We start from the raw sequence: 13744 nt of genomic DNA, 5'->3' as shown, positions 1-13744 counted from the left end.
ATGTCGAAAGACTTCCTGTGTCCCGATTGACACTATGAAGGGAAGCCCACCAGCCCATTCGAGAGGATCTATCAATGTCTCCCACCCGGACCGCCCTGGCCGCCCCGCTCAGCAACACCGACGTTGCCGCACTGGACACGGCCCATGTCTTCCACTCCTGGTCTGCGCAGAAGACCCTCAACCCCCTGGCTCTTGCCGGCGGGTCGGGCAGCACCGTGTGGGATCACGAGGGCAGGACATACCTGGACTTCTCCAGCCAGCTGGTCAACACCAACATCGGCCACCAGCACCCCCGGCTCATCGGGGCCATCAAGGAACAACTGGACATCCTCACTACGGTGGCACCTTCCCATGCCAATCACACCCGCGCCGTCGCAGCCCAGAAGATCCTGTCCCACGCCCCATCAACCATGGACAAAGTGTTCTTCACCAACGGGGGTGCGGACGCCAATGAGAACGCCATCCGCATGGCCCGTCTGCACACTGGCCGGGACAAGGTCATCTCCCGCTACCGCTCCTACCACGGCAATACCGGCGCCGCGATCGTTGCCACCGGTGACTGGCGCCGCATCCCCAATGAATACTCCCGCGGCCACGTCCACGTTTTCGGCCCGTACCTCTACCGCTCCGAGTTCTGGGCCGAAACCCCTGAGCAGGAAGCGGAGCGCGCCCTGCAGCACCTGCGCCGGACCGTCGAGCTCGAGGGACCACAATCCATCGCCGCGCTACTCCTAGAGACCGTGCCCGGCACAGCCGGCATCCTGCTCCCGCCGCCCGGCTATCTCGAGGGCGTCCGCGCCCTCTGCGATCAGCACGGCATCGTCCTGATCCTCGATGAGGTCATGGCCGGCTTCGGCCGCACCGGTGACTGGTTCGCCCTGGATTCCTTCAACGTCCGTCCGGACCTCATCACCTTCGCCAAAGGCGTCAACTCCGGCTACGTCCCGGTGGGCGGCGTCATCATCTCGGAGGAAATCTCCGCGACCTTCAATGACCGAGTCTTCCCCGGCGGTCTCACCTACTCCGGTCACCCCCTCGCCGCGGCGTCCGTCGTCGCCTCCATCGAAGCCTTCGAGCAGGAGAACATCGTGGAGAACGCCGCACGCATCGGCGCCGATCACCTGGAACCGGGCCTTAAAGCCCTCGCCGCCAAGCACGAATTCATCGGCGAAGTTCGCGGCCGTGGCGTGTTCTGGGCCCTCGAACTGGTCGAAGACCGCACAACCCGCAAACCTGTCAACGCCGGCTTCATGGGCAAGCTGAAGACGGAACTGCTCAACCGCGGACTGTTGCCCTTCATCGCCGACAACCGCGTGCACGTGGTGCCTCCCGCCGTCGTGACCCCCGAAGAAGTACGCCAAGCGCTGGCGATTTACGACGACGCCCTGACCGCCGTCAGCTAAGAGCCGGAACCGGAACTTGACCTCCAGGACTGCTTGCCAAGGAACTCCGACGGCCAGACCCCGACAAGTCTTTGGAAGTGACCGGAGCGAGGCGTTCCTAGATCATTCCACCCCGCGCGCCGATGATCAGTTCCAATGACCGGAGCACAGCGAACGGTACAACGCCGCTGGTTCGCGGGTTTTGTGGTGATACTTTATTGCAGATTTCAAAGCGGTAATTCCCGCTGTTTCCGGAAGCCTCGATCAAGTGTGTCGTTAGCTCGGCCGCCGGGTCGGCTCTCACGGACACAGCCACAGCATCCCAGTCGTCTACCGCCAGGGCAACGGCGGCTGCCACGTTGAGCGACTTGGGGAACAATTGTGTGGCTCGGGCAGCGGGACCATGGAAGATTTCGATGGGACCGGGGGTATTCCGAATTCGATCGGCCTCAGCCTCGTCCATCCATGGCTGAATCAGGGAACCCGGGAGCTTCGTCGTCGTAATCATGACGGCGTCATAGCCAGTCGCGCGGGCCCCCGACGCCAACAGGTCCAGGCCACCTATGGAGCCCGGGGTCAAGAAAAGTCTGCCAGGACCTGCGGCCAACAATCGCTGTGAGAGGTGTGGGTCCGCAAGCGCCCCGATTGATGTAGCGAGCAGGTCTACGCCCGCAGAAAGCACAGCCTCGCCATGCTCAATCAACACCTCCTGCCCGGCACATTCAACCAAGACGTCGCAGCGCTCCAGCGCATGCTCCATCTCGAACTGGGGTGCCGGCGCGTTGTCTATGGCGCTGCGGCAAATGATTCCCTCAAGGGTGGCCCCCTTGACTTTTCCAGCTGCAATGTCGGCAGCAACACGAGCCCCAATGGCTCCGTGTCCGATGATTCCGATCCTGCGGGGTCCTGGCTTCATTCGATTCCTTGCTTGATGGAGTGGATGGACGAACCCGCGCCGTGATCGCCTAGACGTTCAGGGTAAGTTCGTCCGCGGAGGAAGCCTTCGGGTCATAGGCGACGATGGAGGCTTCTGTTTTCTTCAGTAGCACCGCCAGTTGGTCGATCTCCTTGGAGGTCAGGCCGGCGAGCATATTGCGCTGCGTTTCCAGATGCTTTGAAATGACCTCGTCAATGAGTTCTTTGCCATGGTCCGTCATCTGGGCGTAAACCACCCGACGATCCTCTTTCGACCGAACCCGCTCTATGAGGTTTTGTTCCTCCATACGGTCCAGACGAAAGGTGATGCCGCCCGTGGTCAGCATGGATGAACTGGCTAGTTCACCAGCAGTCTTCCGGTGCGGAGGGCCGGAACGACGCAAGTTCGCCAGAACATCAAAGGATGCCAACGTGAGCCCGTACTCCTCATAGTTCACATCCTGCACAGCTCGCTGCCGTGCCACCAAGCTCTGCAAGCGGCCAAAGACGCCGATGGTCCTGGGATCAAGATCCGGGCGTTCGCGGTGCCAGTCCTCAATAATGGCGTCCACGGCATCCGTGTCAGTGTTCCGCGATTCGGTGGTCATGCGCACTCTCTCCTTCATTCGGTCTAAGCATCTTAACACTGAGCTTCCCACCGAAGGCAGCAATTAGGAGCACTTTCCACCGGGGTCTTGCAGCACGCCCCAGTATATCTTAGTCTTGAGATAGTTAGAGTCGAGAGAGATTGAAACACCTCGGCTCTTGCGAACTCTGGCAATAACCAATCCGAGAGAGGTCCATCATGAGCGACGTTATCGAAAGCAAGTTACCGGAACTTGAGGAGCTGATTGATTCGGCCATCGCCTCCCGTGAGAGCCGGGTTGTTGACTTCAATACCCTGAAATTCCAGACCAAAATGGGTGAAAAATTCCGACGCGGACAGGTCCGCTACATCGGTTCCGGAGCTACCGGAGACCACTCAGACGACAACAACATCCTTCAAGCGGAGCACTTCACCTTTTCCAACATGGTGCTGCCCGCCGGATGCGTAGGTCCTGAGCACACGCACCCGGACGTCGAAGAGGTGTTCTTTGTCCTCGAAGGAGAGGTGGAGTTCAGCGTGCACGACGTGGAAGACGGCAACAAGAAAGCAAGCCGCGTGCTGGGCTACCGCGATCTGATCCGGGTCCCGGCCGGGGTTCCACGGAGTTTGCGTACGGTCAGCGATGTTGACGCAATTATCTGCGTGATCATCGGCGCCAAGAAGCCGGAGATCCCGTTCTACCCTCCCACCTCGGAGATGTACGGCGTGACCCGCTAGATCTTCGAGAACCCGGGTACCGGCCGATGTGGCCGGTACCCGGGTTTGTTTTGCTGAATTGGTTGGGACACACAACAAAAAGGAACCTGCAGCTCGAAGAACTACGAGCTGCAGGTTCTTTGGGCTAAACGACTCCCTCTGAAAGAATCGCTGCCTGGTTCTGGGCATCGGCATCATGGACCCGACGGATCCTGGCTACTCCAAGATCGTGCTGATACAAGTGCTCATCCTTGTCCGCATCTGCAGCCAGCGCCTCCAACAGTTCACGGTCCTGTTCCAAAACCGCCCAGTGCTTTTCTTCAAGGGTTGTCTTGTACATGAATCGCCAAACGTCCCGTTCCCAGTCCGAAACGGTCCGGGTACGCCAGTGGAAAACGGCGGAGGTATGGGCATCAATAGGAGTGGACATTCCTACGATGCCAAACGAACCCCCGGGACCTGCCGAATCGGCATACGGGATCTCCAGATCCACGTAATCCATGGCTTCACGGCAGTACTCCACCCAGTCAAAGTTCTTGCCGCGCTGGTCCGTTTTCTCGAAGAAGAATCCCCGATCGGTCTCGCGGATACGGAAACGGGCACTGGTATCACCACCAAACATGGAATGCGAGTCACGGTGGAGGAACGCACCGTGCATCGGGTCCAGGACGTTGTCCATGTAGAAACGCCACGGACTGTTCCATTCAGCGTAGTTTGAGAACCACGAGACCTCGGGGTTGTCCAGGCGATCGGGCAGTTTGAACGCCGTCACCACGGAGTCCTCGGTCAATGGCATGAAGGCAAAGATCATGTCAGCGCCTTCCTCCACGGCCAGCGATGCTGTGACTGTCTTACCCTCAAGCGCGCAACCCGGCATGCCCGGAACCGAAACCACGGTGCCGCGGCCGTCCACCTGAACGCCGTGGTATTTGCATGCCACCCGGTCCCCCAGGTGTTGGCCCACGGACAAGGGGGCGCTGCGGTGGGGACAGCGGTCCTCCAACATTCGGATTTGCCCCTTGGCATCGCGGAACAGGAGCCAATCTACGCCTAGGCGTCGGACTTTGACCATGTCGCCGGGACCTACGAACCGGGACGGGTAGATGGGATACCAGCGATCCCTCAGTCCCGTCGCTGCCAGTTCTGCGGCATCGAGTTGGCGCCGGGTGCCGACGACAGTTTTGGTCTTGGCCCTGCCGGCTCTGACTCCGGCGGGGCTTGCCGTTGCAGTTGCAGTTGCAGTTGTCATGTCCTAATCTCCCAGTCGTCGCATTTCGGAACGGAATCGGGTTTCATCCCACGGTTCACCGTCAGGGGCGTTCAAGCCCAAATTGTTCAGGCCCGAGACGATGACAGGCAGTTCGTGGCTACCACTGGCGAAAATCTCGGACAGGGCTCCGGCGAGCTTCAGCTCGTAAGGATTGGGCGGACCCACCCGGGACTGGTTGGCTTCAAGATATTGCTCAGGCACTGCGTTCCTCCTGGGTTTCGGTGACGGTGTGCAGACCTTCAGCGATGTTCATGAAGGACCTGCTCCACTCGTTGAATGAGTGAGATCGGCTCTGGTGTGCTGGAACGGCGGTGTTGTCGATGATGACAAAAACCCCGTTCCTGATTCCCCCGGCGATGCTTTGCGGTATGGAGATATCGGCGTCCAGGTCAGGGGCGGCGGCAATGACCAACGACGGCGCCCGCACCCGCCGGAGCGTGGCCACGAATCCCTCAACCGACGTGTCCACCAGGGGGTCGCCCAGGATGACACTCTTGATCTGATCTGGATGCACTGCAGCGAGCATGATGGCCCCGTACGCGGCTGTTCCGCTGGCAAGGATATGAGCTGGACCGGCCGTTGACTCGTAGAGGGCAGACGAGGCCGCTTCAACCCACTCATCCATATGGCTGGGCGGACCGGTGACGTCCAACGTCATGCCGATCCCCGGTTCCCAGGCACGGGCCCCCAACGCGTCAAGCTGTTGGGCGAACCATTCGGCTGCTCCCCCGCCGCCGTGCAAACACACGACGTCGTGCTGCGGCGCCACCTCGCCTGGCTCATGGCCAGGGCGCGGATCTACTTCCGTACTTGATTTCATGTGCTCTCCTGCTCCTCTACTGATGTGGGGTTGGAATATGCACCGGCGGAACAAAAGCACCCGGTACGGGATCCAAAGCGGTGACATCGATCTCGATCACCGCAGGCCCCCGCACCGCGAGTGCTTCCACTAAGGCCCCATCAAAGGAACCTGGGCCGCGCACCCGCCAGAACGGCAGGTTCAGTGACTGGGCGAGCAAAGCAAAGTCCGGTGTATGCAGGTTGACTCCTGCCTCCGCGAAGCCGTTGGCTTTCTGCATGTTGCGCAGAACCCCATAGCCGCCGTCATTGAACACGAGCACCACGCACCAGACCCCTGAGCCGGCAAGGGATGCAAGTTCACCAAGATGAACGGCGAGGCCGCCGTCGCCGGCAATAACCACCGTGGGAACGCCCGGGCGGGCGCAGGCCGCCCCAATGCCCATGGCCAAACCTTGGCCGATGCCGCCTCCCACCGGAAAGATGTTTGTTTCGCGGGAGTACATCTCAAGAAGGCGGTTACCCCACTGGCTGGAGGGGATGGTCACATCACGTGCTACCACGGATTCCCGGTCAAGGCGGTCCCTGAGGCTGTGGCAGATTTCCGCATAACCACCGATGTACTCAGTCAAGGTTGCCCGTACCTCGAGGCGTACATCGAGCACCCGCTGCGCCCACGCTGCGTCCACAGAATGGCTACCCAACTGGCTGACGATCGCCTGCAGAATTGCCCGGGAGTCGCCCACCAGGCCCACAGTGGCGGGATACACCCTGCCCACTGCTTCAGGATTTAGGTCCAGCTGGATGTGAGTGGCGGGCAGTTTGAGCGAATAATGCTGCGTCTCGTTGGAACGGAAGTGCGTGCCGACACTCAACAAGACATCAGACTCTTCGATCAGCCCGACAGCGGCGGCGGTGGTAGCAAAGTTGCCGATGACAAGATGGTCATCTTCCGGAACCACGCCCCGTCCCGAGTTGCTGGTCAGGAGTCCTGCGCCCAAAATGTGCAGCAGAGCCGTAAGTTCCTTGTCTGCCCCTGCCGCTCCTCCGCCAGCCCAGATGAGCGGGCGTTTGGCACCTGCCAGGAGCCGGACCGCTTCGGCGACGGAACCGGCGTCGTAATCTGGTAAAGGCTTCACCTGCGCGTCGATCGGGCGCTGATCATCCGGGTGGGCCAAGTACTGCAAATCTGTTGGCCATTCGATGCTGGCCGGCGTGTGAGGCGAAGAGAGCAGGTGTGCGATTGCCTCCTCCAGGTCCGCCTCCGCGTCCTTTCCATTAAAAATGGTGCGGGCATAACCGGAGACCGCATGGAGCATCTGCAACTGGCGTGGAACCTCATGGATCACTCCACGGTTGCTACCCATGAATTCGCTGTCGATCTGGCCGGTAATGTGCAGCACGCGGCTTCCCGCGGTGAGCGCCTCCACCATTGAACCGGCGGCGTTGCCGGCTCCCGTACCAGTGCTGGTCAGGGCAATCCCGATCTTGCCGGAGGCCCGGGCATAAGCGTCAGCCGCGTTGACTGCGGCGGCCTCGTGGCGGACGGCAACAAAGTTCAGCTCCCTGTCCACTGCCTCGACGAGGGGAAGATTGTGGATGCTGATCACCCCGAAGGCCGTATCGATGCCGTGCCGACGCATTACACGGACCAGGACGTCACCGCCTGTTGGCCCCCTCGGGACCGTTGCTTGTGTCACTGACATATCTGGATCTCTTTCGTGATGAAGTTCCGCTGGCTAGACATAGCGCCCAACGCCACCGCCGACGTCGATGGTTGCTCCTGTGGTGTAGCCGCTGAGGGGCGAGAGCAGCGAAACAATATGGAAGGCCACCTCCTCAGCAGTGCCGAAACGGCCCAGCCGGATGCCGCGGTTGGCAGCGATCCCGGCACTCCAGGCCTTGTAGTCGAGCTCGGAGTCGGCTTCCTCGAAGCGCCGCCGCCACTGGCCGGTGTCCACCAAACCAAGTAGCACTGAGTTCACCCGTGTTCCCTCTGTTGCCAGGTCTTCGGCAAGGGAATGAGTGAGGTTCAACAGTGCGGCGCGTGCAGCAGAGGTGGCAGCCAGGCGTAACTCCGGCTGACGGGAGAGGATCGCGTTGACGTTGACCACCGAGCCGTGTGGTGAGGCATTCAGGGCAGATCTGGCGGAACGTACCATGTTCAAAACCCCGAAGATCTTCAGGCTGAACTCATCACGCAACTGCTGGTCCGTGGTGTCCTGGAGTGTGGCCATCAAGGAACGGCCGGCGTTGCAGACCAGGCCATCAACGGCGCCAAACCGATTCAATGTGCCGGCGATGAAGCTGTTGGTGGCGTCTTGATCCGTGACGTCGCACGAAGCAAGGTAAATCAAGTCCTTATCCGCCCAGGAGAATTCGTCGAACGCGGCGGACAATCGGCCGGCGTCACGTGCACAGGCGGCAACCCGGGCACCTTCGCTCAGCAAATATCGCGCAGTGGCAAGGCCGACGCCGGAGCTCGCCCCGGTGACAACCACCGTGCGGTCCTTCAATTGCAGGTCCATGTGTGGGACTCCTTGTTAGTGTTTTTGTCCGCTGCAGGGCGGTTCGGCCCAGCGATTTCAGTGGCCAGCGGCTTCAGTGGCTCATGACGAAGCCGCCATCCACCACGATGGTCTGGCCGGTGATGAAGCCTGCTGCATCGGATAGCAGGAACTGAACGGCGCCTGATACGTCCTTGGGTTGTTGGTCCCTTGGCAGCACGCGGTTCTCTTCGTAGAGGCGGTAGCGTGAGGCCGGCACTGACTCGGTGGCTCCCACCCGGGTCAGGCCCGGAGCAACCGCGTTGACGCGGACTCCGGCTGGTCCCGCGTCGCGGGCCATGGTCCGGGTCATCGCAAGGACAGCTCCTTTTGATCCGACGTAGTGGACCAACCGTGGAGAGCCGTAAAGCGCTGCGTCTGAGGCGATGTTGACTATGGAGCCTCCCGGGCTTTGTGCCAGCTGGTGGTAAAGGTGTTTGCTGACCAGCCAGGTCCCGTAGGCATTGACGGTCATCACCCTCTGGAAAAAGGCTTCGTCCAGTTCCCAAAAAGTGTCACCGCCTACGCCGTCGGCCAGTGCCGCATTGTTGACCAGCGCATCGGCGCCGCCCAGCTGCTGGACCGCAGCGGCCAGGTCTGCCACTGAGACTTTGTCAGCGATGTCGGTAATGACGGCTGTAGCATCGAAACCCCGACCGCGGAGTGCTGCGGCAGCTTGCTCGGCGAGGTCGGGGTTCTTCTCGGCTATGACTATCCGGTCTCCGCTACCTGCCAATCGTTCGGCGATGTCGAAGCCAAGTCCCCGCCCGGATCCCGTAACCACCACGAGGCGCGTCATCGAAGGTCCTCCCAGAAGGCGAGGATGGCAGCGGACATCTCCAGCGGCTTTTCCTGCACTGCGGCGTGCCCTGCACCTGGAATGATGCCCAGCGTGGCGCCAGGGATGTTCTCTGCAAGGACCCGGGATTCCGCCACGCCCGTGATCACATCGTCCTGGCCTACTAAGACCAGCGCTGGGATCCGGAGCCGAGGCAGAAGGTCCGTCGTGTCGCACTGCGCCATCATGGTGGCGGCCGATGCAAAACCCGATAGGCGGACTGCGGCCATGTCCGCCCGTACAGCTTCGGCCACCCATGCCGGGGCTGACGGGGAGACCAGTCTTGCCGCTCGCCGGGCCGCAAGGATTTCGGGACCGACGGCGGCCAGTTCCGGAACGCGCGCCAGCATGCGTTGCGCGGCGGTCCGGGTAATGCCCGAACCCCGGGTGCTGTCCGCCAGCACAATGGAACGCACTGCCTCAGGTGCTTGAGCGGCTATCCGGGTGGCGATCACGCCTCCCCATGACGTGCCGATCAGGTGGGCAGGGCCAACATCCAATGTGGCCAGGATGTCCAACACCAAAGCAGGATGATCCAAGCCTTCCGGTGGAGCTGATGATTCGCCGTAACCGGGGGCATCCCAGCAAAACGTCTGGAATCCGTGTGTGCTCAGCAACTGAGCCAGGGCACCACAGGAAGACGCGGCCCCTCCGATGCCGTGCATGAGGAAGACAGGAGTGCCTTCCCCGCGAATAACCAGGGAGACCCCATGGACAGTTTTCCGGCGTTCGGCAACAGTCGACCCTGTGTCGGTGGCTGGCGGCAACGAGGTGCTACGCATGGGCTTTTTCAGCAGCAGGAGTTTCCGGCATGGAGAAGTAGTCCTCACGTCCAGGGACCACCAGCGACTTATACCCGCTGTCCGGAATGCCAGCCATGGCGCTTCGGACCGCGGTAGTGGGCGGACCTGCAGTTCCCCACTGGTCGGACAGTTCCGGCGTCCGCTCCCAAGTGCGGCACAACCAACTGTCCTCGTCCACCTGGGCTACTTCGGAGGTATATTCGCACACCAGGCCTGAGGGGTCTGTGAAGTAGGAAAACGTATTGTCACCCGGACCGTGCCGGCCCGGCCCCCACTGGGGCGCGATGTTGTGCCGCTTGAGGTTGCCGATGCCGCGCATGAAGTGATCAATGCTCTGCATCTCGTAAGCCACATGATTGACCGAGGTCCAGGGAGCCTGGTTGAACGCGATGGCATGGTGCTCGCTGTTGCACCGCAGGAAGGCCATCTGGTGCTCGGACCAATCTGAAATCCGCATTCCCAGAACCTGCGTATAAAAAGCCGTTGCGCGGTCAATATCCACGGTATTGAGCACCACATGGGCGATCTTGCGTGGAAGCGCCCGCCGACCTGCAGGTTCCTGGCTGACAACCGCGTGGACGTCGGCGGACAGCTCCACCAGCCTGCCTTCGGGGTCCACCAACTGGAGACCGTAGCCGCCCGCAGCATCATCCAAAGGGCCGGGCTCACGGAACAGCGGAATCCCCAAGGCGGTGAGCTTGGTGGCGGCACGATCAACGTCCTGCGGCGTGGCCAAGGCGAAAGAGACACCGCCCAAGGCATTCTGCTCGCCTCTTTCCAGCCTCAGGATGTGGTGTTCGGAACCGGTTCCGCGGAGCCAGAACTTGTCAGTGTCCTCCTCCACGGTGGAAAGGCCCCAGACTTCATGGTAGAAATCCCTGGCTGGCCGGGTGTCGGGCACTTTCAGGGACACAGAACGCAGCGACCGCAGATTGCAGACAGGCTCTGCTGAAAAATAGTTCATGGGAATCAACCTTCAGTCGAGTGATGTTCGTACTAGAGATCCAAAATCAGGTCCCGGGACCGGCAACGTGAGACGCAAACAAACATTGATTTGTTCTCGGCCCGTTCGGCCGGGGAAAGCAGGAAATCACGGTGCTCAACGTCCCCGTCGATGACTCCGGTTTCACAGGTTCCGCAGATGCCCTCTGCGCATGAGCTGGGAACGTTGATACCGGCGGCGTTCAGGGCCTCCAGAACTGAAACATCGGGCCCAACGGCAATCCGCTGACCAGTGCTTTGGCAGATGACGTCGAAACTTGTCTGATCGAGTTCCGGTCCGGGAACGATGTCCGGTGCTTTGAACCGCTCAATTCTCAATTGCGATTCGTCTGCCATGGCGCTGGCTACAGCTTGCATCAAAGACTCAGGGCCGCAGGCATACACCAGTGCTTCAGGCGGGAGCGAGCCGACTGCCTCGGAGAGATCCGCGAATTTGCCATCAGCTTCGTCGGCGGCGTGGATAGTTATCCGCTGCCGGGGCAGGCCTGAAATCTCCGGCAGGAAAGCCATGGTTGAACGTGACCGGCCCGTATATAGCAGCGACCAATCAGCTCCCACTGATTCCAACCGCCGCACCATGGAAATGATCGGGGTGATGCCAATACCGCCAGCTACCAGTGCATAGCGCCCGGCATGATCAAGGTGGAAGTTGTTGCGCGGACCCTCAACCTTAATCAGTGTTCCCACCGGGAGCTCATCGTGGATGAGCCTGCTGCCACCGCGGGAATCGGGCGTTCGCAGCACGGCCACAGTCCAGCTTGTGAGGTCTTCAGGGTCCGAACACAAGGAGTATTCACGAGTGAGCCCATTGGGCAAGTGCAAGCTCAGGTGGGCGCCGGGAAGCCACTGCGGGAGCGCCGCCCCGGCGGGATCAACAAACATCATCCGGATGACGCCGTCGGCTTCCCAGGTTTTCTGGTGCACCCTGAGTGTCAGCATTTTCGGTTCGGGGACATCAGGGGTCACCGCCGCACGGTTCTGAATTTCCACGCTCATTGGTCTTCATTTCCTCCGGTGCGCGATTGCTTCGATTTCCACCGTGGCTCCATAGGGCAGGGCAGCGACCTCCACAAACGAACGGGCCGGGCGCGGCGACTCGAACAGCACTTCGTAGTGCATGTTGGCTTCGTCCCGCAGCGTCACGTCCGTGACGAAATAGGTGGTCTTAATAACGTCAGCCAAGGACATGCCGACGCTTTCCAGTCGTTCGGAGAGCCTCGCGGCTGCGGCAACCAGCGCTTCAGAGCGACCGGGTACGGCAGTACCGCTTTCATCCACGGACAATGCGCCGGAGATAAAGCCGAATCCCCCGGCCACAAAGGCGGGGCTGTAGGGGTGAGCATTCATTGACGTACCTTTCGAACGCAGAATGGTGGCAGCCTGTCCGGCTTAGTTACCGGCCCATGGGATGGATGCACCCGAGAGGTCTATGTAGATGCTCTTCTGGTGCATATAGGAACGAATGCCGTCCCGGCCCTTTTCGGTGCCCAGACCGCTTTCCTTAAGCCCGCTGAACGGGGTGGAGATACTGAATTGTTTGTAGGTGTTGACCCAGACGGTGCCGGCCGAAACGGCCCTCGCTGTGCGCCAGGCCAGGCGGTAGTCAGCGGTCCAGATTCCGCAGGCCAAACCAAAAACACTGTCGTTGGCTTGGAGGATGAGATCGGCTTCATCGTCAAACGGCAGGATCACCGCCACGGGCCCAAAGATTTCCTCTTGGCAAATAACGTCCGAGTTGCTCACACCGGCAATGATGGTGGGCTCGTAAAACGCACCGGCTTGGAGCCGGAGCTCCTCGGGCGCGGCGCCACCGCAGAGGATCTGCGCACCAGCCAGCCTCGCGTCTTCAACCATCCTGGCCACGGCGTCCCGGTGGGCATGGGCAACCAATGGCCCAACTTGAGTGCTGGGGTCCGTTCCTGGTCCGATTCGCAGAGCTTCGGCACCCTTGACCAGTCTTTCGACGACGGCGTCGTAGACCGATCGCTGAATGAAGACGCGTGAGCCGGCAATGCAGCTCTGACCGCTCGAAGAGAAGATGCCATAAAGCACGCCGGCCACAGCCTGGTCCAGGTCGGCATCGGCAAAAATAATGGTGGGCGATTTCCCGCCCAGCTCCAAGGTAATCGGCATGATTTTCTCCGCCGCAATATGGCCCAGTTGGCGTCCCGTGGAAGTGCCGCCCGTGAAGGAAATCTTGCCGATGTCCGGGTGCCGGGCAATCGCGTCGCCGACCACCCGGCCGGGGCCTGGAAGGACAGAAAGCAGACCTGCCGGAAGTCCTGCCTCCTCACAAATGCGTGCCAACAGGAGCGAAACCCAGGGAGCCCAGACGGGTGGCTTCACCAGAACCGCGTTTCCCGCCGCGAGTGCCGGAGCAACTTTTTGTGCGTCACTGGCAATCGGCGAGTTCCATGGCGTGATGGCTCCTACTACGCCGATCGCCTCATATGTGGACATACTGAGGTAGTTCCCGCGAGGGGACGTCAGTGCGTCTTCCATGGTTTCCAGAGCGGATGCAGTGAAGCGGAAGGTGGCCGCCGCGCTCATGGCCAGCGCCTTGGTTTCCGCGAGTGTCTTACCTGTATCCAGCGTCTGCAGTTCGGCAATGCGGTCAGCGTTGGCCTCAATCGCTGAGCTGATGCGGTGGAGGACAGCGGCGCGTTCGTGAGGGAGCTTCTTTGCCCACCCGGACTCTTCCACGGCTTTCAGTCCGGCAGCCACCGCGGCGTCCACATCCGTCGTCGTTGCTCCATGGAGGGTGGCGAACACCTCTGAGTTGGCGGGGTTGACGGATTCGATCAGTGCACCGCTGCCTCGGGTCCACACGCCGCCCACATAGATTTCATCCCGGGTATCAAGGGTGTCCGTACTCATTTTCGGCTTC

General features: G+C 61.0%; 15 protein-coding genes. 2 read left to right on the top strand and 13 right to left on the bottom strand.

The features are described from left to right. The first annotated feature begins 74 nt into the window (after positions 1-74). Entirely contained in the window at positions 75-1403 is a 1329-nt protein-coding gene (locus ARUE_RS10365) for an aspartate aminotransferase family protein (RefSeq protein WP_014921737.1), read from the top strand. 97 nt (positions 1404-1500) lie between these two features. On the opposite strand, the gene ARUE_RS10360 is transcribed toward ARUE_RS10365, so the two are convergent. Both ARUE_RS10360 and ARUE_RS10355 read right to left on the bottom strand, forming a co-directional pair. Then, a complete protein-coding gene (locus tag ARUE_RS10360; protein WP_014921736.1) occupies positions 1501-2298 on the bottom strand; it encodes an aspartate dehydrogenase domain-containing protein in 798 nt (265 codons plus the stop codon). A 49-nt stretch (positions 2299-2347) separates the two neighbouring features. Continuing rightward, complete coding sequence (locus ARUE_RS10355; RefSeq protein WP_043470177.1) at positions 2348-2905, bottom strand: MarR family winged helix-turn-helix transcriptional regulator; 558 nt, start codon at positions 2903-2905, stop codon at positions 2348-2350. A gap of 197 nt (positions 2906-3102) precedes the next feature. Between ARUE_RS10355 and ARUE_RS10350 the strand changes: the two genes are divergently transcribed. Next, the gene (locus ARUE_RS10350) at positions 3103-3621 is read left to right on the top strand and encodes a cupin domain-containing protein (RefSeq protein WP_011774625.1); all 519 of its coding nucleotides are present in this window, start codon (positions 3103-3105) and stop codon (positions 3619-3621) included. A 124-nt stretch (positions 3622-3745) separates the two neighbouring features. Here the strand turns inward: ARUE_RS10350 and ARUE_RS10345 are convergent, their stop codons facing one another. From ARUE_RS10345 to ARUE_RS10295, 11 genes are all read right to left on the bottom strand, one after another. After that, complete coding sequence (locus ARUE_RS10345; RefSeq protein WP_011774624.1) at positions 3746-4849, bottom strand: Rieske 2Fe-2S domain-containing protein; 1104 nt, start codon at positions 4847-4849, stop codon at positions 3746-3748. 3 nt (positions 4850-4852) lie between these two features. After that, positions 4853-5071 (bottom strand): recombinase-like helix-turn-helix domain-containing protein, encoded by a 219-nt coding sequence (locus ARUE_RS10340; protein ID WP_043470174.1) that lies wholly within the window; start codon positions 5069-5071, stop codon positions 4853-4855. Beyond that, positions 5064-5690, bottom strand: a complete 627-nt coding sequence (locus ARUE_RS23405) for an alpha/beta fold hydrolase (protein ID WP_014921734.1) — start codon at positions 5688-5690, stop codon at positions 5064-5066. Before ARUE_RS23405 ends, ARUE_RS10340 begins: the two co-directional genes overlap by 8 nt. Positions 5691-5706: 16 nt before the next feature. Continuing rightward, entirely contained in the window at positions 5707-7374 is a 1668-nt protein-coding gene (locus tag ARUE_RS10330) for a thiamine pyrophosphate-binding protein (protein ID WP_014921733.1), read from the bottom strand. A 33-nt stretch (positions 7375-7407) separates the two neighbouring features. Further along, positions 7408-8196, bottom strand: a complete 789-nt coding sequence (locus tag ARUE_RS10325; protein WP_014921732.1) for an SDR family oxidoreductase — start codon at positions 8194-8196, stop codon at positions 7408-7410. A 73-nt stretch (positions 8197-8269) separates the two neighbouring features. Further along, positions 8270-9013, bottom strand: coding sequence for a 3-oxoacyl-ACP reductase family protein (locus tag ARUE_RS10320; RefSeq protein ID WP_014921731.1), 744 nt, complete (start codon positions 9011-9013; stop codon positions 8270-8272). Continuing rightward, complete coding sequence (locus tag ARUE_RS10315; protein ID WP_014921730.1) at positions 9010-9834, bottom strand: alpha/beta fold hydrolase; 825 nt, start codon at positions 9832-9834, stop codon at positions 9010-9012. Before ARUE_RS10315 ends, ARUE_RS10320 begins: the two co-directional genes overlap by 4 nt. After that, the gene (locus ARUE_RS10310) at positions 9827-10819 is read right to left on the bottom strand and encodes a VOC family protein (RefSeq protein WP_043470171.1); all 993 of its coding nucleotides are present in this window, start codon (positions 10817-10819) and stop codon (positions 9827-9829) included. Before ARUE_RS10310 ends, ARUE_RS10315 begins: the two co-directional genes overlap by 8 nt. Positions 10820-10851: 32 nt before the next feature. Continuing rightward, entirely contained in the window at positions 10852-11853 is a 1002-nt protein-coding gene (locus ARUE_RS10305) for a PDR/VanB family oxidoreductase (RefSeq protein WP_011774616.1), read from the bottom strand. Between the two features lie 6 nt (positions 11854-11859). Next, positions 11860-12204: a RidA family protein gene (locus ARUE_RS10300; protein ID WP_011774615.1), complete on the bottom strand. Its 345-nt coding sequence runs from the start codon at positions 12202-12204 to the stop codon at positions 11860-11862. A gap of 42 nt (positions 12205-12246) precedes the next feature. Then, positions 12247-13734: an aldehyde dehydrogenase gene (locus tag ARUE_RS10295; RefSeq protein WP_014921729.1), complete on the bottom strand. Its 1488-nt coding sequence runs from the start codon at positions 13732-13734 to the stop codon at positions 12247-12249. Between the last annotated feature and the right edge of the window lie 10 nt (positions 13735-13744).

It is taken from the genome of Arthrobacter sp. Rue61a (assembly GCF_000294695.2).
Lineage (GTDB): Bacteria > Actinomycetota > Actinomycetes > Actinomycetales > Micrococcaceae > Arthrobacter > Arthrobacter aurescens_A.
Note: the sequence above shows the minus strand (reverse complement) of the source record. Positions and strands in the feature narration are given on the sequence as shown.

What these genes read in the sequence shown, in the direction of transcription:
- ARUE_RS10365 (WP_014921737.1), top strand. Translation starts at nt 75, where the DNA reads ATGTCTCCCACCCGGACCGCCCTGGCCGCCCCGCTCAGCAACACCGAC.
- ARUE_RS10360 (WP_014921736.1), bottom strand. Translation starts at nt 2,298, where the DNA reads ATGAAGCCAGGACCCCGCAGGATCGGAATCATCGGACACGGAGCCATT.
- ARUE_RS10355 (WP_043470177.1), bottom strand. Translation starts at nt 2,905, where the DNA reads ATGACCACCGAATCGCGGAACACTGACACGGATGCCGTGGACGCCATT.
- ARUE_RS10350 (WP_011774625.1), top strand. Translation starts at nt 3,103, where the DNA reads ATGAGCGACGTTATCGAAAGCAAGTTACCGGAACTTGAGGAGCTGATT.
- ARUE_RS10345 (WP_011774624.1), bottom strand. Translation starts at nt 4,849, where the DNA reads ATGACAACTGCAACTGCAACTGCAACGGCAAGCCCCGCCGGAGTCAGA.
- ARUE_RS23405 (WP_014921734.1), bottom strand. Translation starts at nt 5,690, where the DNA reads ATGAAATCAAGTACGGAAGTAGATCCGCGCCCTGGCCATGAGCCAGGC.
- ARUE_RS10330 (WP_014921733.1), bottom strand. Translation starts at nt 7,374, where the DNA reads ATGTCAGTGACACAAGCAACGGTCCCGAGGGGGCCAACAGGCGGTGAC.
- ARUE_RS10325 (WP_014921732.1), bottom strand. Translation starts at nt 8,196, where the DNA reads ATGGACCTGCAATTGAAGGACCGCACGGTGGTTGTCACCGGGGCGAGC.
- ARUE_RS10320 (WP_014921731.1), bottom strand. Translation starts at nt 9,013, where the DNA reads ATGACGCGCCTCGTGGTGGTTACGGGATCCGGGCGGGGACTTGGCTTC.
- ARUE_RS10315 (WP_014921730.1), bottom strand. Translation starts at nt 9,834, where the DNA reads ATGCGTAGCACCTCGTTGCCGCCAGCCACCGACACAGGGTCGACTGTT.
- ARUE_RS10310 (WP_043470171.1), bottom strand. Translation starts at nt 10,819, where the DNA reads ATGAACTATTTTTCAGCAGAGCCTGTCTGCAATCTGCGGTCGCTGCGT.
- ARUE_RS10305 (WP_011774616.1), bottom strand. Translation starts at nt 11,853, where the DNA reads ATGAGCGTGGAAATTCAGAACCGTGCGGCGGTGACCCCTGATGTCCCC.
- ARUE_RS10300 (WP_011774615.1), bottom strand. Translation starts at nt 12,204, where the DNA reads ATGAATGCTCACCCCTACAGCCCCGCCTTTGTGGCCGGGGGATTCGGC.
- ARUE_RS10295 (WP_014921729.1), bottom strand. Translation starts at nt 13,734, where the DNA reads ATGAGTACGGACACCCTTGATACCCGGGATGAAATCTATGTGGGCGGC.